Origin of the sequence: Streptomyces sp. NPDC016469 (genome assembly GCF_040632905.1) — a bacterium.
Lineage (GTDB): Bacteria > Actinomycetota > Actinomycetes > Streptomycetales > Streptomycetaceae > Streptomyces.
In genome coordinates, this window is sequence record NZ_JBEYCQ010000049.1 from 1 (window position 1) to 22,539 (window position 22,539).

General features: G+C 68.7%; 19 protein-coding genes and 4 pseudogenes. 11 read left to right on the top strand and 12 right to left on the bottom strand.

The genetic code is table 11. The features are described from left to right. Positions 1-5: 5 nt before the first annotated feature. Positions 6-80 (top strand): annotated as a pseudogene (locus ABZ565_RS33280) (hypothetical protein); the annotation flags it as partial. A gap of 52 nt (positions 81-132) precedes the next feature. Here ABZ565_RS33280 and ABZ565_RS33285 read toward each other — a convergent pair. After that, positions 133-300, bottom strand: coding sequence for a hydrophobic protein (locus tag ABZ565_RS33285; RefSeq protein ID WP_073969395.1), 168 nt, complete (start codon positions 298-300; stop codon positions 133-135). A 264-nt stretch (positions 301-564) separates the two neighbouring features. After that, the gene (locus tag ABZ565_RS33290) at positions 565-750 is read right to left on the bottom strand and encodes a hypothetical protein (RefSeq protein WP_361035429.1); all 186 of its coding nucleotides are present in this window, start codon (positions 748-750) and stop codon (positions 565-567) included. 293 nt (positions 751-1,043) lie between these two features. Here ABZ565_RS33290 and ABZ565_RS33295 point away from each other — a divergent pair, with 293 nt between their 5' ends. Next, on the top strand, positions 1,044-1,511 hold the full coding sequence (locus ABZ565_RS33295) for an NUDIX domain-containing protein (RefSeq protein WP_361035510.1): 468 nt from the start codon (positions 1,044-1,046) through the stop codon (positions 1,509-1,511). A 407-nt stretch (positions 1,512-1,918) separates the two neighbouring features. On the opposite strand, the gene ABZ565_RS33300 is transcribed toward ABZ565_RS33295, so the two are convergent. Then, the gene (locus ABZ565_RS33300; protein ID WP_361035432.1) at positions 1,919-2,659 is read right to left on the bottom strand and encodes a coenzyme F420-0:L-glutamate ligase; all 741 of its coding nucleotides are present in this window, start codon (positions 2,657-2,659) and stop codon (positions 1,919-1,921) included. Between the two features lie 661 nt (positions 2,660-3,320). Between ABZ565_RS33300 and ABZ565_RS33305 the strand changes: the two are divergent. Next, positions 3,321-4,195: pseudogene (locus ABZ565_RS33305) on the top strand (IS5 family transposase). A 104-nt stretch (positions 4,196-4,299) separates the two neighbouring features. Here ABZ565_RS33305 and ABZ565_RS33310 read toward each other — a convergent pair. Both ABZ565_RS33310 and ABZ565_RS33315 read right to left on the bottom strand, forming a co-directional pair. Next, positions 4,300-5,748, bottom strand: a complete 1,449-nt coding sequence (locus ABZ565_RS33310) for a membrane-associated oxidoreductase (RefSeq protein WP_361035435.1) — start codon at positions 5,746-5,748, stop codon at positions 4,300-4,302. Between the two features lie 53 nt (positions 5,749-5,801). Beyond that, positions 5,802-6,209: a hypothetical protein gene (locus tag ABZ565_RS33315; protein WP_361035438.1), complete on the bottom strand. Its 408-nt coding sequence runs from the start codon at positions 6,207-6,209 to the stop codon at positions 5,802-5,804. 100 nt (positions 6,210-6,309) lie between these two features. Here ABZ565_RS33315 and ABZ565_RS33320 point away from each other — a divergent pair. Beyond that, positions 6,310-6,507: pseudogene (locus ABZ565_RS33320) on the top strand (hypothetical protein); the annotation flags it as partial. Positions 6,508-6,633: 126 nt separating this feature from the next. Here the strand turns inward: ABZ565_RS33320 and ABZ565_RS33325 are convergent. Next, positions 6,634-7,110 (bottom strand): lamin tail domain-containing protein, encoded by a 477-nt coding sequence (locus ABZ565_RS33325; protein ID WP_361035441.1) that lies wholly within the window; start codon positions 7,108-7,110, stop codon positions 6,634-6,636. Positions 7,111-7,847: 737 nt separating this feature from the next. Next, the gene (gene dnaE / locus ABZ565_RS33330) at positions 7,848-11,309 is read right to left on the bottom strand and encodes a DNA polymerase III subunit alpha (RefSeq protein WP_361035444.1); all 3,462 of its coding nucleotides are present in this window, start codon (positions 11,307-11,309) and stop codon (positions 7,848-7,850) included. Positions 11,310-11,720: 411 nt separating this feature from the next. On the opposite strand from dnaE, the gene ABZ565_RS33335 reads away from it, so the two are divergent. Further along, positions 11,721-12,251 carry an EF-hand domain-containing protein gene (locus ABZ565_RS33335; protein WP_361035447.1) on the top strand — a complete coding sequence of 177 codons (531 nt, stop codon included), beginning with the start codon at positions 11,721-11,723 and terminating at the stop codon, positions 12,249-12,251. Between the two features lie 181 nt (positions 12,252-12,432). On the opposite strand, the pseudogene ABZ565_RS33340 reads toward ABZ565_RS33335, so the two are convergent. After that, a pseudogene (locus tag ABZ565_RS33340) lies at positions 12,433-13,056 on the bottom strand (Ku protein); the annotation flags it as partial. A gap of 153 nt (positions 13,057-13,209) precedes the next feature. Here ABZ565_RS33340 and ABZ565_RS33345 point away from each other — a divergent pair. From ABZ565_RS33345 to ABZ565_RS33360, 4 genes are all read left to right on the top strand, one after another. Next, a complete protein-coding gene (locus ABZ565_RS33345; protein ID WP_361035450.1) occupies positions 13,210-14,382 on the top strand; it encodes a site-specific integrase in 1,173 nt (390 codons plus the stop codon). Further along, positions 14,379-14,714, top strand: a complete 336-nt coding sequence (locus ABZ565_RS33350) for a helix-turn-helix transcriptional regulator (protein WP_361035453.1) — start codon at positions 14,379-14,381, stop codon at positions 14,712-14,714. The genes ABZ565_RS33345 and ABZ565_RS33350 overlap by 4 nt, the downstream gene beginning before the upstream one ends. A 1,068-nt stretch (positions 14,715-15,782) precedes the next feature. Next, entirely contained in the window at positions 15,783-17,021 is a 1,239-nt protein-coding gene (locus ABZ565_RS33355; protein WP_361035456.1) for a hypothetical protein, read from the top strand. 385 nt (positions 17,022-17,406) lie between these two features. After that, complete coding sequence (locus ABZ565_RS33360) at positions 17,407-18,189, top strand: sulfite exporter TauE/SafE family protein (protein WP_361035459.1); 783 nt, start codon at positions 17,407-17,409, stop codon at positions 18,187-18,189. Between the two features lie 16 nt (positions 18,190-18,205). On the opposite strand, the gene ABZ565_RS33365 is transcribed toward ABZ565_RS33360, so the two are convergent. The 4 genes from ABZ565_RS33365 to ABZ565_RS33380 form a co-directional block, all read right to left on the bottom strand. Then, positions 18,206-18,541: a YnfA family protein gene (locus ABZ565_RS33365; protein WP_361035462.1), complete on the bottom strand. Its 336-nt coding sequence runs from the start codon at positions 18,539-18,541 to the stop codon at positions 18,206-18,208. Positions 18,542-18,591: 50 nt separating this feature from the next. Continuing rightward, on the bottom strand, positions 18,592-19,374 hold the full coding sequence (locus ABZ565_RS33370) for a MerR family transcriptional regulator (protein ID WP_361035465.1): 783 nt from the start codon (positions 19,372-19,374) through the stop codon (positions 18,592-18,594). A 152-nt stretch (positions 19,375-19,526) separates the two neighbouring features. After that, positions 19,527-20,501: a thioredoxin-disulfide reductase gene (trxB, locus tag ABZ565_RS33375; protein ID WP_361035468.1), complete on the bottom strand. Its 975-nt coding sequence runs from the start codon at positions 20,499-20,501 to the stop codon at positions 19,527-19,529. Continuing rightward, positions 20,498-20,920, bottom strand: a complete 423-nt coding sequence (locus tag ABZ565_RS33380) for an arsenate reductase ArsC (RefSeq protein ID WP_361035471.1) — start codon at positions 20,918-20,920, stop codon at positions 20,498-20,500. The genes trxB and ABZ565_RS33380 overlap by 4 nt, the downstream gene beginning before the upstream one ends. Before the next feature lie 95 nt (positions 20,921-21,015). Between ABZ565_RS33380 and ABZ565_RS33385 the strand changes: the two genes are divergently transcribed. Then, positions 21,016-21,324, top strand: coding sequence for a metalloregulator ArsR/SmtB family transcription factor (locus ABZ565_RS33385; RefSeq protein ID WP_104784940.1), 309 nt, complete (start codon positions 21,016-21,018; stop codon positions 21,322-21,324). Then, a complete protein-coding gene (arsB, locus tag ABZ565_RS33390; RefSeq protein ID WP_361035474.1) occupies positions 21,321-22,442 on the top strand; it encodes an ACR3 family arsenite efflux transporter in 1,122 nt (373 codons plus the stop codon). Before ABZ565_RS33385 ends, arsB begins: the two co-directional genes overlap by 4 nt. Positions 22,443-22,539: the final 97 nt, after the last annotated feature.

The window sequence follows — 22,539 nt, forward strand, 5'->3', positions numbered from 1 at the left end:
GACCGATGCGCTCGCTGCTGTGCCAGATGCAGCCCGACAACTTCGAGGACATCTCCGCCGTCTCGGCCCTCTACCGGACGGGCCCGATCGGCCCACCCGCACGTCATAAGGGATCTGTTCAACCGGCGGTTGTCACCATCGGTACCAGCGGCCCCGCTTGCCGTTTGCTGTCGGCCGGATCACGAACCCAAGCAGCCAGACCACCAGCACGATGATGGCGATCCACCACAGTGCCTTCAGTGCGAAACCCGCACCGAAAAGAATCAGAGCGAGCAGAAGAACGAGAAGAATGGGAACCATGATTATCAACCTCCGAGACACTTTGTGCCCCCATGGCTCGTCTTCACTCCCCGAGCCATACAGAAATCTTACGGGACCAGCTTGAGAATGCCGCTGTCGCAGGGCAGTCAGTACTGGGGGATGGTCACGATTCCGCGCCGGCCGATCGACGCTCCGTTATTTCATTCCTTGCGTCGCGTACCTCAACGGGGTTGAGGTACGCGACGTCTGCTGGCTCAGCTGAACCGGTTCCGGCGGTGGAGGGTCAGAGGCCGGGCGGGTGCATCAGGCGGCTGTGGTAACGAGGAGCATGTGCGCGGACATGTCGATGGTGCCGGGGTGCGGGTAGGCGAGGTGGGCGGCTTCGAGTGCAGCGCTGAAGTCGGTGAGGGGAGTGCCGGTGTGCCGTTCGATGCCTTTGAGGATGGGCCAGGCCGGGCCTTCGACGCCGTACAGCGTTGTCTCGGTCATTCCTGCGGCGGTGGCTTCTGCCTGCGGTTCGTCGCTGGTGTGGACGTGGGCTGCGGTGAAGAGCCTGGTGGGGTCGGCGTCGGGCCTGGGAATCCGCTGGCCAGGCGTGTTCCGAGGCGCTGGCTGACGTCCTTGTCGGTCAGGCTGGTCACGGTGCCCTGGTCCTGGATGACGGCAGCGGCGATCAGTCTGCCCGGCCCTACGATGCGCTGGGCCTCGCGCACTGCGGTGACGCGGTCGTCGCGGTCGGAAACTGGCTGGTCGGAGGAGGAGCCGTGAGGTATTTGGTCAACGTGGACGTGGCGCTGCGTCGGGATGAGACGTGGCTGCTGATCGTGCGCGGGCTGGGCGAGGAACATGCGGCGGGAACCTTGTCCCTGGTTGGGGGGACCGTCGATGCGGACTCGCGCGGCGGGGACGTGATCACCGACACCGGCCGCCGGGAGGTCCTGGAGGAGATCGGTGTAGACCTGGATGGAGTGGAACTGGCCTACGCGGACAGTACGTTCTTCGTCTCGGACACCGGCAGCCCGGTCATCAACGTGGTTCTCGCCGGGGAGCTCCCCGAAGGCGCTGAACCGGTGATCGCGTCGCCCCAGGAAGTCGCGGACATCCGGTGGGAGCGGGTGGGCGCTCTGGAAACGGATCCGGCGTGTCCTCCGTGGACCCTGCGTAGCGTGCGGCTGGCTACGGCAGCACTCGACCGGGCGGGCGCGGCCGTCTCGGGCACTCAGCAGCGCGGCCATTTCTCGGCCGGGTAGTTCGCAAGAATCTGTTTACGAGGTCACGGGGCGCCCCGGCTGGTGGCCGACCCTGAATGGTGGGGAGGTGTCGGGCTGTAGTGCTGGATCGTCTTCATCGCGTACTGCGAACGGATCGAGGTAAGCGAAGCCCGCTGGCTGTACCGACCGTGCCTGGCCCGCTGACGCGACGAGCTGCCTCAACCGCGCGACCAAGATGCCGTCCGCTTCCGTCCGGACTCCACATGGCAGATGACCCCGTCCTCGTCCGACCGGGGCGGATGAGGGTGGGGTCCCGTGTGATGACGTCGGAGGCGCGCCGTTTCTCCAGCCCATCATTCGCTGGCTCCGGGCAGGCACACGGTCGTCTGGTCACGGGGCTCTCGACGCGTGACTGCGACCGTCTGGACAACAGTCCGTTCATAGCGCTACCCAGCAGGGCTGTGGTGGAGCATTGTCGTCACCCCTTCGTCCGACGGGGTGTAGCCGATGCCCCGCAGGACGACGACGGGGGCTCCGCGGCCCCGCTGACCGAGGATGATTCCGGCTGCGGCGGCGAGCATGTCGGTGAACGTCTCCTCCTGCCGCTTCCCGCCATGCTCGGTAACCCGCAGGGGGGCTGTTCCGGCAGCGCCGATGGAGATACACGTGGTGCCCCGGCGGTCGGCGCGGCCGTCGGAGTCGGCGATGACCACCGCGATCTCCGCCCCGTTCTCCGCGACCAGAGCGTCGCGCAGGGCACGGGCGGAAGCGTCGGGCTCCTCGGGAAGCAGCCAGGCGCCATCAGTGCCGGCGCGATCGATTCCGGCGGAGGTGAGCTGGTGGCCGAGGGTGTGGCGGGCGATGATCGGGCCGCGTTCGGTGGCGAGAAAGTGCTCGGTGGAGTGGTCCAGGATGAGCTGGACCACAGCAGCCGGCTTGCCCGTACGCGCTGACAGATCGACGGCTTCGGCGGAGGGCGTCACGTCGGACAGGTTGACGTAGCGCTTCTCGGCGATCGAAACGACCTTGCTGGCGACCACTACGACGTCTCCGTCCAGCAGTTCGGTGCCGGTACTGGCAAGGACCTCGGAGATCGCGCCAGCGAGGTCGTCGCCGGGCTGGAGTTCGGGAAAGGGTTCCAGGGAGAACGATGAGAACGCGGAGGTGGGGGGCGGTGCGGTGGTCATGGTGCTCCTGTCGCAAGGTCGGTACGAAGGCGGTCGTGGACGGTGGTGAGGATCTGGGTCCGGTGCTGGGGGGAGGCGTGCTGCGCGGTGGTGAGCCAGTCGCAGACGCGGTGCAGGTAGGACGGCCACAGTCGGTCGGCTGCTTCGATCGGTGGCGTACCGGAGGTGACGGCCCGCCAGGCACCGGCAAGGTGCGCAGGCCAGGGTCCACCATCGTATCCGGCGGGCCCCGTGCCGAGGTCGGTGAGCGCGGTGACCATGGACCGGACACGGCCGGGCGGCAGGGTGCGGTCGGTCGCCCGGTAGACGGTCGCGCCTGTGCGGGACCGGGCGGGCGGGAGCGGTTATGTCGCGGTCAGGTGCAGCAGGACCGGCACGGCCTGATGGAAGATCGCCGGTAGGTGATCGAAAGACCCGGCGTGAGCCTTGGGCTCCTTGAGCCGCACGGAGCTGACCGGCCCGGTCGTGGCGGCGGTCAGCAGCAGGAACGCGTCGATGCCGTACCCGTGAACGCACTGCGCGAGATCGTCCGGCAGTTCTGCTGCGGCCTTCTGGGCGGCGGCGAGGGCCCGGCGGGAGACGGCGAGGTCTCCGGCGAGCGGCTGCGGGACGTCTAGGGCCTGTTGCGAAAGTGGATCTTGCTCGTTGATGATCGTGCTTCGTGGGACGTGGGGATCTGACGAATGGCCAGTGGGCCCGGATGGAGCCGTTGCTGCCGCGAGGCATCAAGCCGGGACGTCCGCAGGTGTGGACGCGGCGGCAGCTGATAGACGGCATACGGTGGCGGACCCGGACCGGTGCCCCGTGGCGGGACGTGCCCGAAAGGTATGGCCCGTGGGACCGGGTCTATGACCTGTTCCGCCGCTGGCAACGGGACGGGACCTGGGCCGGGATCCTCACGCAGCTCCAGGCCGAGGCGGACGCGAAGGGCCTGATCACCTGGGAGGTCAACGTCGACTCCACCGTCTGCCGGGCCCACCAGCACGCCGCAGGGGCGGCGAAAAAGGGGACCTCCAGAAGGAACCGCCCGGCGGTGTCTTCGTCGAGCCGGCCGACCACGGCCTCGGGCGGTCCCGGGGCGGGCTGACCAGCAAGATCCACCTTGCGGTCGAGCAGGGACAGAAGCCCCTGTCCGTGGTGATCACAGCTGGGCAGCGCGGCGACTCACCTCAGTTCGAGCCGGTCCTGGAAGCGATCCGGGTCCCCCGGCTGGGACTCGGCCGGCCGCGCAAGCGTCCGGACCGGGTCCGGGCCGACAAGGCATACGACTCCCGCGGCAACCGTTCCTACCTGCGCAGACGCGGGATCAAGGCCACGATTCCGGTGCCGGCGGACCGGGTCCGCAACCGGCTGAAGCGCGGATCGCGTGGCGGGCGGCCGCCGGTGTTCGATAAGGATGACTACAAGCAGCGGCACGCCGTCGAGTGCGGAATCAACCGGCTCAAGCGGCACCGGGCCGTTGCCACCAGATACGACAAACTTGCCGTCCGCTACGAAGCGACCGTGCTGATCGCAGCCATCAACGAATGGCTGTGACCAGCACTTTCGCGCCCCCCTCTAGGGCCTGTCGCGAGATGCGGAAACGACACCGGGCCGCCCTGCTTGGGCACCACGAAATCGCGGTTCCCAAGCAGGGCGGGTCATGGGCGGTTGAGATTGCGGGTCACCCCGGCGGCGACGGTCGTGGCGAGGATCCAGCCTGCTGCGATCAGGAGATAGGACAGCCATTGGTAGAGGCCGGTGGGAGTGAATGCCTTCTCCTGGCCGAAGTCGACGATGGGCAGGAGCAGGTCGAGGGCGTAGACGACGGGATTGAACTCCGGACCTTTGCCGCGCTCGGCCGGGAGCGGGTGGTGGAGAGCGAAGGCGACGGAGCCGAGGAGCAGCAGGGCCAAGAGCCAGGCCATGGCACGGGTGGGGCGGAAACCGTAGCCGACGGTCGCATCCTGGAGGTGGCCCCAGAGCTTTCCGTACCAGGGCAGCGTGGTGCGGTGCCGGCGTTGCTTGGCAAGCTGGACGGCACGGGCTTCGGCGTCGTCACCGACGCGGCGGTACACGGCCGCGAGCTGCTCGTAGGCGTGAGGAACGAAGCCGTCTTCGTCCCGCTCAAGCAGGGCAAGTCGTTGTGCGGCGGGCAGGCGCGGAGCGAGGGTCTCGTACGTGAGACCCTCCAGCCGCACGGTGGCGGGCCAGACCTCGGGCTTGGCGTGGATGACCTTGAAGTTGGAGTAGTGCATCTTGACGCCGCCGGAGACCGGGGCCGCGTCCCAGAGCGAGAACCCGGCTGCCTCACAGCTGCTGACTCCCAGTGCGACACCTCCCGGGTTGCGGAGCCGGGCCTCGATGAACGTGAGCCAGCCGGTGACTTTGGCCGCGGTGAGCCTGACCCGGCCTTCGGCGTGGAGGCCGCCCGCGTTGAGTCTTGCTCCGACCGTGAGGTGAGCGGCGTTGAGGGCATCGCCCGCTGGGTTCTTGATGTGGGCGTCCTCAAGATCGAGAGTGCCCTCGATACGGGCAGATACCAGGCGTATCTCGCCCAGTGCCACGAGCCCGGGCGCCCAGATGTCGTTGCCGACGGAAGCCTGGCTGAGCTCGAGTGCGGGCTCGCCATCGACACCGAGGCGGGCGCGGTCGAGGAAGATTCCGCCCGTGACCTGAGCGCTGCCCAACTGCACGGTCCCGGGGATGCGGCAGTCGGTGAGCCGCAGGACGTCATTGACGCGTATGGCGGTGGCCCTGAGGGCGGGGAGGCGTGACGAGCTGAGGTCGAGCAGGCTGGTCTGTGTTCCGTGGAACTCCGGCGTCTGCTCGAAGTGACAGGTGGTGAGGCGGACGGGGTGGGGTATCTCCGCATACTGGAGGTTCAGGACGCCGACGATTCGGGCGCCGGTGAGGTGGAGTGCGGGCACTTCGCCGGGTTCGGACGGATCGCTGAGGAGAAGGGTGTGGATGACCTCGGCGCGGACCGTTCGCTCGGGACCCCATGCGCGGGGATCCTCCGGGTCCTCGTCCTGGGCTTGGCGGAGGTCGATCGGTTCCCCGCGGGGGAAGGCCTGGCAGAGGCGACGTTCCAGTGCGGTCAAGTCCATGATCTCCACTTGCGGGACCTTACCCCGTGGGGGCAAGCCGCTGTCCGTCGTGATTAGGGCCGGTCCGCCCGGTGACCTCCCGCGGCGCAACGAGTGGCTGAGACTGGCACTTTCGCAACAGCCCCTAGCCCGGTCGTGGCGGCGATCAGGGGCCGGGCCACGTGGTTGGTCAGATTGGCCTCGTCCCAGTGCCGGGGGTAGTCAGCGATGGCGAGGGCCGCGCCGGCGCGGACCTGGTCCAGGAGCGCGCGGTAGACGGCCGGGTCCGGGTTGCGGGTGTCGGTGTCCGCGATCAGTACCACCTCGGCGTCGACGAGCTCCGGCCGTCGGAGGGCGGCCAGGATCTGCGCGCCCTTACCTCGTGGCAGTCCGGCCAGCCCGGATGTGTCCGCCCGGGTGGGCGTGGCTGCGAACTGCGTTGCTGTGTCCGGGGTGTCGGAGGAGTCGGCGTGAATGATCACGGCGTGGTCGTCGCCAAGGGCGTGGTCGATGGCGGTGGTGACGGTGGAGATCGTCGAGGGTTCGTTTCGGCTGGGAAGGATCGCGGCGGTGCGGGTCGCCGAGGCTTCCGTCCAGCTCCAGTTCCAGAAGAAGGGTGCCGCGTCCTACTCCACCGTGAAGACGGTGAAGTCTAGCTCGACGGGATCGCTGAAGACGACGGTGACAGCGTCGGCCGATGGTTACTGGCGGTGGAACTTTGGCGGCTGGCACACCACCGGCACCGCCATTTCTAGCGTCGACTACGTCGACGTGAACTGAACCAGCTGCTCTGGGCTCGAAGACCTGCTGTGTATGGCACTTAGGGGCGCCATACACAGCAGGCTCAGTGGAGGGGTGTGCGGCACCCGCGCAGCAGCCACCCCTCCGGGAGTTGTGGGCCTGGGATCAGCGGCGGTGTCCGCGGCCCCAGGACTCGGAGTCGACCGTGCGGCCCCGGTTGTCACGGAGGGTAGCGGTGTCGGCGTAGTTGTTCCACATGTAGTGGTGGCGGTCCTGGTACAGGTCGGTGCGGGTGTCGCGGCCGACGCCGGTGTGGATGCGGACGGTCGCTCGGCCGGAGAGACGGACGTCGTCGAAGCGGTAGCGGTGGCCGTCGCTGTCGCGCAGGGTCCAGCCGTCGAGGTTCACCGCGCGGCGGCTCTGGTTCGTGATCTCGACCCATTCCCGGTTCAGCGACCGGTTGGAGCCGTTGTCGCGGCCGGGGCTGTCTGCCTGGATGTCGCTGATGACCACGCGGGCCTGGTGGCGGTTGCGGTCATGGTCGTGGTCCTGGGCGGTGGCCGGCAGGGCGACAGCCGAGACGAGTGCACCGGCCGTGAGGACGGTCGCGGCGATGCGGTGGGAAGCCGAAGAAGCAGACAAGGTGATGTCCCCTCAGAGCAGTCCGCCGACCAGCTCATTCGTGCTGGTCGGAGCGATGGTTCCCGGCCCGTCATGGGCCGAGAGCCAGAACAATGCGGCCATTGGGCCGGCCAGCGAAGAGCTTTTGCACCTGGTTACTCATCAGGGACATTTCCGTAACTGTCGGCTGCATCCGGCATGCATATGGAATGAGCGTGGCCCTGACATTCACTGACTGCTGCATCCATCCGTTCAACCCTCAACAGAAAGCCCTTCCTTGCTCCGGCGCGCACTCCGAGGCGCCAACCGGCGCACCACCCGAACGGTCGGCGCGTATTTGGTAACGGCTGATCTACGCGTTTTCTCGCATATATGACTCCATCTCGCACGCATGTGGCGAACGTGAGAGCGAAGACTTGGGAAGTCATCCCGCCTCCGCCGCGGGGACCGGGGGCCGGAACGTGGCGAATCTGCACGCGACGAGGGATTCGAGCCGGGCGGGTGGCCTTTCGACTGTCGGCTTTGAGCTGAGGATTCGCCTGAACCAAGGGGGCCGAATCCCCGGCCGAACCCGCATACCGGGGCCGCTGGGCGTCCCTTGTCCCCGCGAAGATCGCTGCACCGTACTCGTGCAGGAGTCACTCACTGCGTCTGCCGCGCACCATGACGTTGCCGGGAAAAGATAGGCCTGTTGGCAGCGGTCGGGCCGCCGAATACATGGTGGTGGGACGGAGACGTGGCGTGGCCTGATAGCGGTGTCAGCCTGGCGAACCGGGGCTGGTGTGACCGAGGCGGGTGAGGTCGGCGGAGCGGGTACCGGCGGGCTGGAGGTCGGCGTAGGGGTGCAGTTTCGCGCCGGCGGTGCCATTGGGCAGTGTCCGGGCCGCAGGTTGGACCTCGGAGGGGGCGGCCTGGGCGGGAGTGGGTGCAGGGGCAGTGTGGCCGAGAAGGTCGAGCACCTTCTGGAGACCGTGGTCGCGGCGGGCGTCGGCGAGTTCCTCGAGGTCCCAGACCATGTTCCCGACGACGGTCCGTCGGGGCCCGCGGGCTTCGATGGTCCCGCGGACCAGGAGCAGTCCGTTGTGGAAGATCGTGTGGGCGCAGTCGTTGTGGCTGTCCTCGAAGAAGGCGATGTCGACGAGGCCGTAGCCGTCTTCGAGGGTGACGAAGATGACGCGTTTGCCGGAGGGGATGGGGGGTGTCTGGGTGGATGCGCGGACGCCGGCGACCAAGACCCGCTGGCCGGGGTGCATCTTCTTGAGGTGGGCGGCGTCGGTGGCGCCGATTTCGCGCAGGAGGCGGTGGTGGTGGGTCATCAGGTGCTGGGATACGTCGATCTTCAGGACGCCGAGTTCGGCGTTCATGATTTCGCGGCTGGTCATTTCCCGCAGTCCGGATGGTCCGGCTGTGAGGAGGGTGTCGTCGAGTGGGAGCTGCCCGGTTCCGGGGCGGCTGTGGGTTGCGCGGTGGAGTTCGGCGACCTGCAGCAGCAGGTCGCGGCGGCTCAGGTTCTCCTTGAGTGGGTCCACGGCGCCTATCTGGATGAGGCGTTCGGCGATGGGCAGGGCCGGGCGGGCTCTGTGCCAGAAGTCCTGAAGGGAGTGGTAGGGCTGGCCGGCAGTGATCCGGGCGACCTGGTCCTCGCTGATGCCTTGCACCGAGGACAGCGACAGCCGCACTCCCCATCCGGCCGGGGTTTCCTCAACGGTGTGGGCGGGGCGGGAGAGGTTGATGTCGACGGGCAGCACGGGCACGTGGTGTCTGCGGGCGTCGGCGACGATCACGCGGGGCGGCCACATGCCGGGGTCGTGTTCGAGGAGGCCGGCGTACAGGGCTGCTGGGTGGTGGGCCTTGAGCCAGGCGGACTGCAGGGCGGGCACAGCGAAGGCGACTGCGTGCGCGCGGCAGAACCCGTACGCCCCGAAGCTCGCCACGGTCTCCCACACCTCGTCCAGCACCTTCGTGCTGTAGCCGCGTGCACCGGCCTCTTGGCGGAACCATGCCTCGAGTTTCGGCAGGCGCTGTTCGTCGGCGAGGGCGCGGCGGGCGACTTCGGCCAGGGCGCGGTCGCAGCCGGTCATCACGGCGAGGATGTCGATGATCTGTTCGTGCCAGATCGTCACGCCGTAGGTGTCGCTCAGAACGGGTTCGAGGTCAGGGTGGGGGTAGGTGGGGGCGGCGCCGTGGCGGGCGGCGATGTAAAGGGCGGGCATGCCGCCCTGGACGGGGCCGGGGCGGAAGAGGCTGATGTCGGCGATGACGTCCTGCGGGTCGCGGGGCTGGAGGCGGCCGACGAGGTCCTGCTGGCCGGGTGATTCCAGCTGGAACATGCCAACGGTGTCGGAGTCCTGGATGAGGGCGAAGGCGAACTGGTCATCCAGGGGGACGTGGTCGGGGTTGTCGAGGTCGATCTGCCGGCCTGTGGTGCGGCGGATCTCGGAGACGGCGTGTGCCATCGCCGACTGCATCCGCACTCCCAGGACGTCGAGCTTGAGCAGGCCCAGGTCCTCGACGTCCTCCTTGTCCGCCTGGACCATGGGGTAGCCGCCCGGGGTGGGCTGCACCGGCAGCCGCTCCAGCAGGGTGCTGTTTGACAGGATGACGCCGCAGGGGTGCATGGCGATGCCGCGCGGCAGTTTGTCGAGTCCTTCGGCGAGCTCCCACAAGGGTCCGTAGGAGGCGGCGTCGGCAGCCAGGTGCCGCAGTTCGGGCAGCGTGCCGAGCGCGTCACGGATATCGCAGGCCCTGATGTGCGGAAACGCCTTGGCGACCTTGTCGACGACAGGTGGGGCCATGCCCAGAGCGAGGCCGGCATCCCGCAGGGCGTGCCGGGCTCGGTAGGTCTCGGGCATGCCGGTGACCGCGACCCGGTCGGTGCCGAAGCGTTCGATGATGCGGTCGTACACCTCGAGTCTGCGGGCGGATTCGACGTCGATGTCGATGTCCGGCAGTGAAGCGCGCCGCTCGGAGAGGAAGCGTTCGAACAGAAGGCGGTGCTCGAGCGGGTTGGCTGTGGCGACGAACAGGGCGTGATTGACCATGGACCCTGCGCCGGAACCGCGGGCGGCCACCCGGATGCCCATGTCGCGGACATCCGCGACCACTTGGGCCACGGCCAGAAAATAGGGTTCGTAGCGCAGCCGGCCGATGATGCCGAGCTCGTAGTCGAGCTGCCTCATCGCCTCCGGGTCGCGGTCCAGGCCGCGAGCGATCATTCCTGCCTCGCACCGCTGCTTCAGCAGCCGCATCGCCCCGCCCTCCCCTGGTGCGGCGCCGACTACTGACGGTTCGGGAAAGTGCGGGCGCCCCAGACCGAGGCCCTTGACCGGATCGATCACGCACTGCTCACCGGTCCGGGCCGTCTCGGCGAGAAGAGCGGCTGCCCGCCCTTGCCCGGCGCCTGTGGCACGGCAGATCTCCTCGGCGGCCGCCGCCATCGCTTCCGGATCCTTCAGCCAGCGCTCACCGCAATCCAGACGGCGCCGGTCGATCGGGCGCAGCAGCCGGGCGGAATCCAGGACGTCGGCGATCCGGTGCTGGACGGGGTCGGCGTAGCGGACGGCGTTGGTCAGTACTGCCCGGATGCCGAGGCGGTCCGCGAGGCCCAGGGTGTGAGCTGCCAGCCGGAGCGATCCCGGCCCGAGGCCGGGCAGCCCCCACCACAGGATCTCCAGGCGTAGATTCTCCCCGGCTGTCTCGCGCCACGGTGCCAGGAGCTGTTCGGCGATGTCCGGGCGGCCGGCCGACAGAGCTCGCACCGGTTGCGATGCCGGTCCGAGCAGCACGGTCAGGCTCTGATCGCCGTGCTCGTGCAGCACAGGCCACGGGACGACCGGCGGTGCGCCGGGTGCGGCGTCGGCGTGGGCGGCGGAGACCAGACGGCACAGCCGTCCCCAGCCCGCCGTGTCCTGCGCGAGCAAGGTGATCCGTAGCGGCGCCTGCGGCACGTGCGCTCCCCCGCGGGCCGGGGCTCGTCTCCGGCGCGTAGCGGGCTCAGGGGTGTGCGGGGTGACCGCGACGTCGACACCGAGGATTGGCTGGACACCGGCAGTTGCCGCGGCCTTCGCGAAGCGGACCGTGCCGGTGACGGTGTCCCGGTCGGTCAGGGCGAGTGTCCCGATGCCCCTCTCGGCAGCGCGGGCGACGAGGTCATGCGGATGGGAGGCGCCATAGCGGGCCGAGTAGCCGCTGGCGACATGCAGATGCACTCCGCCACCCATCACACCCTCCGACCGATAACCCCCTAAAAGGCCACAAAAATCCCGCCTGGACCATCAGAATACTCGAACGCAAATCGAACACGCGACCTTGGTGGGCGATACCACTCCGCCGTAAGCGTCACCGGCCGCGACAGGCGGTCGGTGCACCTCTGCGTGGCCCCGCGCGGCCGCGCAGAGGTGCTTACTCACCAGGGGTCTGCATGGAGCTGGGATCCAAGAGCGCCAGGCGGCCATGCCGGGGGCGAGGCCCTCTCGACAGACAACCCGCACGTCAGGCTGCGGAGCGGGATGCCCGCAAAAGCTAGTGCGGGCCACTCCTTCGCGTGAACGCCCGGCATTACGCCGAGGTCGGGATGCGCCCCCTTCTAGGGTGCGCAGTGCAACATTTGAACCGGAAGAAGCGAGATGTCCATGCGGGAAGAAGCGATCGCACGGGTCCAGCTGGTATTCACGTTGTTCGACGCCGACGGGAACGGAGTCGTCGAAGCAGACGACTTCGAACTCATGGCGGAAAGAGTGGTAGCTGCAGTCCCGGAAGCCGACGCAGGCAGGCACGAAGCGATGGTGAATGCCTTCCGCACCTACTGGCAGACCCTGGCCGAAGAACTGGACTCAAACCGTGACGGCCGCATCGACTACGCGGAGTTCCAGGACATCGTCCTCACACCGGAGCGGTTCTCCGAAGCCGTCACCGAATTCGCCGACGCCCTCACAGCGGTCGCGGACCCGGACGGGGACGGAATGGTCGAACGACCCACCTTCGTCGCCGTCATGAAAGCCATCGGCTTCGCCCCGCACAACATTCACGCCCTCTTCGACGCCCTGGAACCAGCCGGCGCGAAGCAGGCCTCGGTCCCGGCTTGGACCGAGGCCATCAAGGACTACTACCGGCCGGACAAGGCAGGCATCGCGGACCACCTGGTTACAGCACCAGCCAGCTGACCACCCACGCCGGCGCGCAGGCAACGACTGCACAGGGGACTTGTCCTGTATGAAGTCTCCTGCCTGCCATGCCTGAGAACAGATGGCAAAAGCGCAAGAAGCGCTGCCCTGCCGCCGACCCCGCACTGCACGGGCGACGGAAGGGCCCCCGGGCTCCGGTTCTGCCGCCAGCCGGTGGCGTTCAGGACGCGGAGCGCTTCTTCGCGGGCTTCGAGGCCGTGGTCTTCTTCGTCGCAGCCTTCTTGGCAGCAGGCTTCTTCGCAGGACTCTTCTTTTCAGGCCGAATCTCGTGGACGGTGGCGTCTTCGCCGCTCTCGCCCCGCTTCTCCTTCGCCGCGGTGACCGAGGCGTTCAGGGCGGCCATCAGGTCCATGACCTTGCCGGACTCCCCCGCCCCGCCGTCCTCGGCCGGCTCGGGCCGCTCCTTCCCCTCGGACTTCGCCTCGATCAGCTCCTCCAAGGCGTCGCGGTAACGGTCCCGGAACTGGGCGATGTCGTCGGTGGTCATGGACTCGGACAGCTGGACGGCCTGCTCGATCTCCGACTCGTCCACCTCCACCGGTCGCGGCGCCAGGGACTCGGGGCTGCGGACCTCGTCGGGCCAGTGCATCGCGTGCAGCACAATCGCACCCTTCCTCACCTGCAAGAGCCCAAGTCGCTCACGGCCGTGCCACGCCCATTTCGCGATGGCGACCTTGTCGGAGCGCCCCAAGGCTTTACGCAGGAGGGTGTAGGGCTTGGCGGCGACCTGGCCGTCTACGCCGAGGTAGTAGCTCTCGCCGATCCTTACCGGATCGATGCTGCCTATTGGAGTACGAACGGGTTCCCCTCTCGCCTCCTCAGGGCATGGAGTCGCATTTCAGCAGGTAAGCGGGCCGCAGGGGGCACTCACTCGTTGGTGTGAGATTCCTGTTGGAACTCGCAGATTCTGCTAGTCATCACCGTAATCTGCGGATTCATGTCGGATTTTGAAGGTCGCACGCTGACGCTGGTCCCCTCGGATGTGGATCCGGCTGCGGTGGCAGTCGAGAGTGGGTTGGCCGACGTCGTCACGCTCCAGCGGCGCCAGCAGGCCAGGGTGTCGGTCGTCGATGAGGAGAGCTTCTTCCTGGACACGCTCTCGGAGTACCAGTGGGCTCGGGATGCGGCGGGGCTTGCGCCGTCGACGCTGGATGGTCTGGTCAAGCCGGTGATCGAAGTCTGTGAGTTCTACGGGTCGGCTCCGTGGCGGCTGACGCCTCGGGAAGTCGATCGGTACTTCGCGGGGCCGGGAAAGCGGGCGCAGTCCACGCTGCGGGGGAAGATCAACAGGATCGACGCGTACTTCGCCTTCCTTGAGCAGCGGTATGCCGGTGAGATCCTGCGCCGGTTCGGCGCCGTAGTGGACTCGCCGATCGACCCGTTCAACCGGCCTTGTCACCGCGGTGACTTCGGGCTGAGGGTGCCGCCGTCACAGCGTGCGATGAAGGACTTCTTCGCGTGCTGGCGCGAGCATCTCCCGGGTGCCCGGAAGTACGCGGTGGCGTGCCGCGACTACGTGATGTCGAAGCTCGCGTATCTCTCGGGGGTTCGGGCGGCGGAGCTGTGCGGGGTGTGCATGGGTGACGTGCACTGGGAGCACGGCCAGTGGGGCCGGTTCGTCGTGCTCGGAAAGGGCGCGCGGGGTTCTGGGCCACGCCCACGGGAGGCGTACATGTTCGAGGAGGGCCGGGCTCTGTTGTGGTGGTACATCGAGGAGGTCCGGGGCGAGTTCGGCGATGATGCCGGGCACCCGCGGGCGCCGCTGTGGCCGTCGGAGCGCAAGACCCGAGCGGTGGCCGCGCTGAATGTGCCGATCGCTCCGGCAATCGTGCCGGCCACGTTCCGGCGCGTGCTGCACCAGGCAGCGGCCCGCCACCTGGCCGGTCCGGTCACCGACCTCTATCCGCACCTGCTGCGGCATGCGTGCGCGACCCACAACTACGAGCGTGGGATGACGTTGTGGGAGGTGCAGAAGGTCCTCGGGCACGACTGGGCCACCACGACGTTGCGATATCTGGCGAGTGCGCAGGCCGACCCGGAGTCCGCCGAGGTGGCGGCCAGCTCCCGGGCGGCGGAGCGTCTGGTGATGGACAAGGGGAACCTACGGTGAAGTGGAACCTGCGCATGGTGGCCGCGCAGCGAGATCTGTGGCGGCCGACCGAGGTGCTGGAGGCGTTCAGGGCAGTCGGGTTCACCCCGTCGCTGAGCAAGGTCGCGGCTCTTTGGGGAGGAACACCGGTCACCCTGCGGCTGGAAGACTTGGACATGATCTGCGCGGCGCTGGACTGCACCGTTGCCGACCTGCTGCAGGCGGAGCCGGTCGCAGTCGATAAGGCTGCTCCGGAGCTGGGCCGCCAGGCGGTCGGCGGAGAGGCCGAGGGTCCTGTGCGGCCGGTGCCACGACGCCGGACGGGCGGGCCGCGCTCGCTGCCGCCGAGCTGACCGGCCGTGGCGAAAACGAGTGCAGGTCGGCGGGCTTGGGCGAGTTGCCGGGACTGTCTGAGCTGGTCAGTAGTCGCGTCGAGCGGTTTGTGCGAGGCATGCGGGAAGTGGAGGCAGCGCTACACGGTGCCGGGCGCGTGTCGTCGGTGCCGCCATCCAGGCCACTTGAACAGTGACGGGTTGTGTCGTGGCTGTCTGCGTTCGATCCGCCTGGAGGGCGACGGTGACTGGGTGCACGCCCTTGAGCAGGCCCGTCCTCGCCCGGTCCAGCTGGTCCTTGGCCTGAACGTCGGGTCATCGGGCGCCGCGCGAGCGTTGCGGCGCCCTGCCAGCAGCCCGGCGGCATTGAGCCGTTGGCAGCGCAGCTTGCTGACAGATGGCGACACAGGCTGGAGCGGCCAGGTACTGCCCTGCGCTGTCCGGGGACAAACCGCGCTGTTCCCGGCCGGGCGAGTTCTGACGCAGGTGACCGCGAGTGCGGTGGCGGAACGGGTCGTGGCCGACGAGGAGCTGGCGTTGGCTCAGGTGCGGGCGTTCGCCTCTGAGCACGGCCTGACGAGGTCCTGGCGGGTCAAGGCCACCCGGATGATTCGCCTGGCGCTCGTCGTACGAGACGCTGAGGGAGCGGCCTTGGTCCCTGACCACGTGCTGGCTGACCTTCCCGAAGCCGGAACAGCAGTCGGAATGATCCTGGAGCGGGCTGGTCTGCTTGACGGGGATCCGGCACGCGCCCTCGCGGGGTGCCACGCGCTCCCGCACGCGGGATACATCCCGCGGCAGGGAACACCGTCATGGCCGGCGCCCCGGTCGTGCCGTCAGTGCGATGGGTGGATGAGCGGAATCCGGGAACATCTGTGCCGTTCGTGCTCTCTGTGGAGGCGCGATCCTGTGGGCCGTTGTGCGGGTTGTGGCCGCGCGGAGACACCGCTGCGCAACGGACGGTGCCGACTCTGCGTAGCAGACCCGTGTGCCGGGCCGACCGGTCATCAGCTGACGTTCGTGGTTCGGGCGGCAGGCCGGGGCAGACCGGTTGCCGCTCGCATCGGGGCCGCCGCGCAGTCGGTGCCGGTGGCGTCGGTCGTTCCGGCCGGGCAGCAGGTGCTGTTCCGGGTCCGCCGCGACTGGGCGCCGGTGATGACCCGGTTCCGAGGCCGTCAGGAATTGCCTGAGCTGTCGCAGCGGGCCGCGGTGCTGGCCGAGGAGTTCGACCGGCAACGGCGCGAGCGTCGGCGCCCGGGGGCGGGCCGGGAGGCCCAGCGCGCTCTGGTTCTGCTTCTGCGGTTCCTGGGCGCAGATGCCCCGGTCTGGGAGCATGACGTGTATGACCTGACCCGCGCTGGGTCCGGGCTCTATGCGCGTGCGGTGTGCGAATTTCTCGATGCCCATGGTCTGCTCGTCGAGGCGCCGGGACTGCACCGTGACCGCGACGAGGTCTGGGTCGAGCGCACGGTTAGCGGTATGCCGGCCCAGCTGTCCCACGAGGTAGGGACCTGGGTGTCGGTGCTCCGCGGTGAAGGGCGACGTCAGCACTTGCCGCGCGGTTTCCGGTGTATCCGCAGGTACTTGGCCCGGCTCCAGCCTGTCCTTGTGGGTTGGTCGGACAGGGGCGTGGTCAGCCTGCGTGAAGTCACCGATGCCGATGTCGCGCAGGCGGCCAAGAGCCTCACCGGCGCTTCGGGCGGACAACTCGACTGCTCTCTGCGCAGCCTGTTCCGGGCTCTGAAACAGGAGCGGGTCATCTTCCACGATCCCGCCCTCACCCTCGGCGTCCGCCGCTCGACAAGCCTGCCCCGCTCGGTCCCCTCCGACGTCCTGCCCTTCGTGTTCGAGGAAGCGAAGTCGGCGTTCGGCCGCCTCGTCATCGCGCTGGTCGCTGTACACGCCCTGAACGGTGAGGAGATCCGGACCCTGCTCCTCTCGGACCTGGACTTGTCCCGTGGCAGGCTCACCGTCCGCCATGGCATGACGAGGCGGACCATCCACCTGGAGCCCTTCACCCATCAGCTCGCGGCTGAATGGCTTACCGTCCGCAACCGGCGCTGGCCCGCCTCAACCAACTCCCATCTGCTGGTCACGGGACACTGCGCGCTCGCCGCCGCCGGACCTCCGCCGGACGTGACAACAATCCGCGGCGTGTTCCCCAAGGGGATGAGTCTGGACGCGCTCCGGCAGGATCGGATCCTCGACGAGGCCCGCGCAACGGCTGATCCACTGCACCTCATGCGCCTGTTCGGGATCGGTGACAGCGCTGCCATGCGCTACGTCACCGCCGCCCACCCCGAACGCACCAGCAAGCTGCCCCGATAGACGTCGACAACATCTGGGAGTGAGTGCCGGGTCCTCCCGCGCGCAGTACAGGGCGTCGCAGCCATGGCTGGCGCCGAGCTCGAAGACGTCGCGGGCACCGGTGGTCGGAAGACGGCCGCGGCGTGGACGGGCGCCGTACACGCCCGGGTGCGCGGAGTATGTGCTCAGCCAGTGCGCAAGGCCGCGACGCCTGGCAGGGCAAGGGCTGCTGCGCACCCATCACCCACACCTCGGCCCCCCACCGGGATTGCCGCGATCGAGGCGGACGCGTGCGTCTGCCAGCCGGGCTGCACCTGCTGCTCGTGAACATCTCGTTGCCGGCCCGCGGCGCTGCGGCCTGGCCCGTCGATACTGACGAGGGGATCGAGGAGCGGCGGGGGCAGCGGTGGAGTGGACGATCTGGGCCGGGTTCACCGCCGGCCTGCTGATCTCGACGGTGACCGCTCCGGTCGGCGTGTCCGGGGCGGTCTTCCTTCTCCCCGTCCAGCTCAGTGTCCTCGGCGTGCCGAGCCCCGCGGTCACGCCGACGAACCTGCTGTTCAATGTGGCGGCCGGGCCAGGCGCACTATGGCGCTACCGCCGCGACGGTGCTCTGCGCGGCCCACTGGCCCGGCGCCTCATCGCCTGGACACTGCCCGGCGTCCTCGTCGGCGCCGCAATCCGCGTCTTCGCCCTCCCCGGCCCCGGCATCTTCCGTCTCCTGGTCGCCGCATTCCTGCTGCCGCTCGGTGCGTGGCTGTGCCTGCGTACCCTGCGCCCCGCCCAGCGGCGGCAGGACGCGGCCGAGCCGTCGGCGCCCGCGCTCGCCGCTCTCGCCCTCACGGTCGGAGTGATCGGCGGGATCTACGGTATCGGCGGCGGCTCCCTGCTCGGGCCGATCCTCGCCGCGCGCGGCATGCCCATGGCCCGCATCGCGCCAGCCACCCTGGCCGCGACCTTCACCACGTCCGTCGCCGGGGCCGCCGCGTATGCCGTGCTGGCCCTGGCGAGCCCCGGGCCCGTCGCGCCCGACTGGTGGCTGGGCCTGGCCTGCGGCCTGGGCGGGTTGATCGGCGGCTACCTCGGCGCACGGCTCCAGCCGCACCTGCCCGAGACCTTGCTCCGGCTCCTGCTCGGCACGCTCGCGGCCGCCCTCGGTGCGCTGTACGCCGTTCAGGCCCTGCTCTGATCCCGGGGCAGCCGGTTCAGTGGCCGCGCGGGGCGTACATGATGACCGCCATCCCGGCGAGGCAGACCAGGGCGCCAAGGGTGTCGAAGCGGTCGGGGCGGTAGCCGTCGGCGACCATGCCCCATGCGATCGACCCTGCGACGAAGATCCCGCCGTACGCGGCGAGGATCCGGCCGAAGTTGTCGTCGGACTGCAGGGTCGCCACGGCACCATAGAGCCCGAGCGCGATGACGCCGGCGCCGATCCAGACCCAGCCCTTGTGCTCGCGAATGCCCTGCCAGACCAGCCAGGCACCCCCGATCTCGAACAGCGCGGCAACGGCGAACAGGGCGATGGAACGGGCGACGAGCATGGCCGGAACTCTCCGGAGCAGGGGAAACGGGCGGGAAGGGGAGGGTGCGTTCAGGCGGCCGGGCCGAACAGATCGGTGAGCAGTCCGGCCCCGTCACCCGGCGCGCGGACCTCCAAGTGCAGGCGCGGGCCGTCGAGGTGGAGGCGGAAGTCGAAGAACGGGCAGCATTGCTGCTCGGCCGCCGCCAGCTCAGCCACCCGCGCGGTCCGCTCGACGGGCAGCGTCAGCCGCAGTCCCTCGGGGATCGCGGTCCGTACGGCGCCGTCGACCGCCTGACGCCACTGGGCGGTCCGCTTATGCAGCCCGTCGCCGGCCAGGGAGCACGCCACCGGCGCCGTGCGCCACCCTTCCACTTCTGCCTCGGCGGTCTGGCGTCCGGGCGCGAGCACCACGTCCACCGGCCGCGCACCGGCAGCGGGAGAAGCCGACGCGGCGAGGAAGCCGCACCCGGGATCACAGGGGCTCGCACGATCCGGCAGCGCGTCCAGGTGCTCCAGGGCGGCGTGCAGCAAGGCGGTGAACGCGGCCAGTTCGGCGGCGCGGGCCTCGGCCTCGGCCAGGCGGGCAACGATCCGCGGCCGCAGGTCGGCCTTCACGTCCCGGCACGCACCGGCCTCCCACACAGCGAGCAGCTCGCCGATCTCCTCCAGCTGCAGCCCCAGGTGCTTGGCCGCACCGATGAACCCCAGCCGGTCGACCGCGTCCTCGCCATATACGCGATAGCCGGCCGGAGTCCGATCGGCAGGAAGCAGCCCGGCGCCCTCGTAGAACCGCAGCGTCGTGGCCGGAACGCCGGAGCGTTCGGCAAGTTGCGAGATGCGGTAGGTCGTCACACCCCCGACGGTAAACCTTTCACCCGACTCGAAGGTCAAGCGTGTGCCGGCCTCGGGCTGTGCGGGGAAGAGGGCTGTCATCCAACGGGCAGCGGCGATTCGGGCCGTACCAGCACAGCGTGGGCTCGGGCGGGCCCCGCGTGGCTGGTCGCTCAGGCCGACATCACGAAGGGCTCGTGCTCGGTCGGGGCGGCGTTGCTGGTTGCGAGGTAGCGCTCGGCGTCCAGGGCTGCGGCGGCGCCGGTGCCGGCGGCGGTGATGGCCTGACGGTAGGAGTGGTCGACGACATCGCCGGCGGCGAAGACACCAGGCAGGCTGGTACGCGTCGTCGGAGCGGCGACGGTGATGTAGCCCTCGGTGTCGAGGCCGAGCTGGCCGGTGAACAGTTCGGTGCGCGGGTCGTGGCCGATCGCGATGAACAGCCCCGTCACGTCCAGATCGCGGGTGGCGCCGGTGAAGACGTCGCGCAGGACGACGCCGGACAGCATGCCGTTCGTCTCCTTGATCTCGGCGATCTCGCTGTCGAAGGCGAAGGAGATCTTGTCGTCGGCGAAGGCCCGGTCCTGCATGACCTTGGAGGCGCGCAGGGTGGAGCGGCGGTGGACGACGGTGACTGACTTGGCGAAGCGGGTGAGGAAGGTGGCTTCCTCCATGGCGGTGTCGCCGCCTCCGACCACGACGATGTCGCGGTCACGGAAGAAGAACCCGTCACAGGTCGCGCACCAGGAGACCCCGCGCCCGGACAGCTCGTCCTCGTTCGGCAGGCCGAGTTTGCGGTAGCCGGAGCCGGTCGCGATGATCACCGTTCTCGTGCGGTGCACGGTGCCCGCGGAGTCCGTCAGCAGTTTGATGTCGCCGGTCAGGTCGACGGAGACGATGTCGTCGTTGATCATCTCGGTGCCGAACTTCTCGGCCTGGGCTCGCATCTTGTCCATGAGGTCGGGGCCGTCGACACCGTCGGGGAAGCCGGGGAAGTTCTCGACCTCGGTGGTGGTGGTCAGCGAGCCGCCGACAAAGATGCTGCTGCCGAAGAGGACGGGCCGCAGTTGGGCGCGGGCGGTGTAAAGGGCAGCGGTGTAGCCGGCGGGGCCGGACCCGATGATGACGACGTCACGTATGTCGCTCACGCCGTGGCCTCCGGGGCGATCTCCTTGATCAGGCCCTCGATCAGGGTCTTGATCTCGTCGCGGATGGGGCGGACGGCTTCCACGCCCTGGCCGGCCGGGTCATCCAGTTTCCAGTCGAGGTAGCGCTTGCCGGGGAAGACGGGGCAGGTGTCACCGCAGCCCATCGTGATGCACACGTCGGACTCGCGGACCGCGTCGACGGTGAGAATCTTCGGAGTCTCGGCGGAGATGTCGATGCCGACCTCGGCCATCGCTTCGACGGCGGCGGGGTTGACGGAGGTGCCCGGATTCGAGCCGGCAGAGCGGACCTCGACACGGTCCCCGGCCAGGTGGGTCAGCCAGGCAGCCGCCATCTGGGAGCGGCCGGCGTTGTGGACACAGACGAACAGGACGGACGGCTTGCCGGAAGACTCGGCCATGATGATCGTTCTCTCTCGTCGCACGGCGGAACTCACCCGCCAATGACTTCAGCCCCCGCTGGTATCAGCGAGTGATGATGTGAGAGTATCAGTGCATGCTGACTTCAGTCGATCCTGATCTGATCCGGGTGCTGGGCGATCCGCTCCGCCTCCGGATCGTGACCCTGCTGGCGCGCGAGACGCTCTGTACAACGCACCTGGTCGAGGAGACCGGGGCGAAGCAGACCAACCTGTCCAACCACATGAAGGTCCTGCGCGAAGCCGGCGTGGTGGAGACCGAGCCCTGTGGCCGCTTCACCTACTACAAGCTCAAGCCCGAGGTCCTGGCCGGGCTCTCCGAGCAGTTCGCCGCACTGGCCGACTCCGCCCGCACCGCTTCCGAGAACAAGAGGGCCTGCCCGTGACCTCCACCGAGCCCACCACCTCCCCCGCCCCGGCTGGCGGTGGGGACGACTCGATCGTCAAGAAGCTCTCCACCCTCGACCGCTACCTCGCGGTGTGGATCCTGCTCGCCATGGCTGTCGGTCTCGGCCTGGGCCGCCTGATCCCGGGGATGAACGACGCGCTCGCGAAGATCGAGATCGGCGGGATCTCGCTGCCGATCGCGCTCGGTCTGCTGGTCATGATGTACCCCGTCCTCGCCAAGGTCCGCTACGACCGGCTCGACCGCGTGACCAGCGACCGCAAGCTGCTGGTCTCTTCGCTGGTCATCAACTGGATCGTCGGACCCGCGGTGATGTTTGCGCTGGCGTGGATCTTTCTTCCGGACCTTCCCGAGTACCGCACCGGCCTGATCATCGTCGGCCTCGCCCGCTGCATCGCCATGGTCATCATCTGGAACGACCTCGCCTGCGGCGACCGCGAAGCCGCAGCCGTCCTCGTCGCGCTGAACTCGGTCTTCCAGGTCCTCGCGTTCGGCCTGCTCGGCTGGTTCTACCTCGACCTGCTGCCCCGCTGGATGAACCTCGGCGATGGCCAGGGCCTGGACGTGTCCGTCTGGCACATCGCGCTGAACGTCATCATCTTCCTCGGCATCCCGCTGCTCGCCGGCTTCCTCACCCGCCGCATCGGCGAGCAGAAGATGGGCCGCAGCAATTACGAGGCGAAGTTCCTGCCGAGGATCGGCCCCTGGGCGCTGTACGGACTGCTGTTCACGATCGTCGTCCTGTTCGCCCTCCAGGGAAAGACGATCACCTCCCAGCCGCTGGACGTCGTACGGATCGCGCTGCCGCTCCTGGTCTACTTCGCGATCATGTTCTTCGGGACCTTCCTCCTCGGCAAGGGGCTCGGCCTCGCGTATGACCGCACCACCACGCTGGCGTTCACCGCTGCGGGCAACAACTTCGAGCTGGCCATCGCCGTCGCCATCGCCACCTTCGGAGTCACCTCCGGCCAGGCCCTGTCGGGCGTCGTCGGCCCGCTCATCGAGGTCCCGGTCCTGATCGGGCTGGTGTACGTCGCGCTGGCTTGGCGCAAGAGGTTCGCTCCCGCGGCCCTCACCACCCCAGGAGGGGACTCCTGATGCACTGCCTCGACTGCCGCACCGCAGGAACGAACAGCCCCACCGTCGGCATCTGCCAGGGCTACGGAGCCGGGGCCCGCGCGGCGCATGCCCGCAT

Coding starts and splice junctions, on each gene's coding strand:
- ABZ565_RS33285 (WP_073969395.1), bottom strand. CDS start 300: ATGGTTCCCATTCTTCTCGTTCTTCTGCTCGCTCTGATTCTTTTCGGT.
- ABZ565_RS33290 (WP_361035429.1), bottom strand. CDS start 750: ATGACCGAGACAACGCTGTACGGCGTCGAAGGCCCGGCCTGGCCCATC.
- ABZ565_RS33300 (WP_361035432.1), bottom strand. CDS start 2,659: ATGACCACCGCACCGCCCCCCACCTCCGCGTTCTCATCGTTCTCCCTG.
- ABZ565_RS33310 (WP_361035435.1), bottom strand. CDS start 5,748: ATGGACTTGACCGCACTGGAACGTCGCCTCTGCCAGGCCTTCCCCCGC.
- dnaE (WP_361035444.1), bottom strand. CDS start 11,309: ATGGGTGGCGGAGTGCATCTGCATGTCGCCAGCGGCTACTCGGCCCGC.
- ABZ565_RS33335 (WP_361035447.1), top strand. CDS start 11,721: ATGCGGGAAGAAGCGATCGCACGGGTCCAGCTGGTATTCACGTTGTTC.
- ABZ565_RS33345 (WP_361035450.1), top strand. CDS start 13,210: ATGTCGGATTTTGAAGGTCGCACGCTGACGCTGGTCCCCTCGGATGTG.
- ABZ565_RS33365 (WP_361035462.1), bottom strand. CDS start 18,541: ATGCTCGTCGCCCGTTCCATCGCCCTGTTCGCCGTTGCCGCGCTGTTC.
- ABZ565_RS33380 (WP_361035471.1), bottom strand. CDS start 20,920: ATGGCCGAGTCTTCCGGCAAGCCGTCCGTCCTGTTCGTCTGTGTCCAC.
- ABZ565_RS33385 (WP_104784940.1), top strand. CDS start 21,016: ATGCTGACTTCAGTCGATCCTGATCTGATCCGGGTGCTGGGCGATCCG.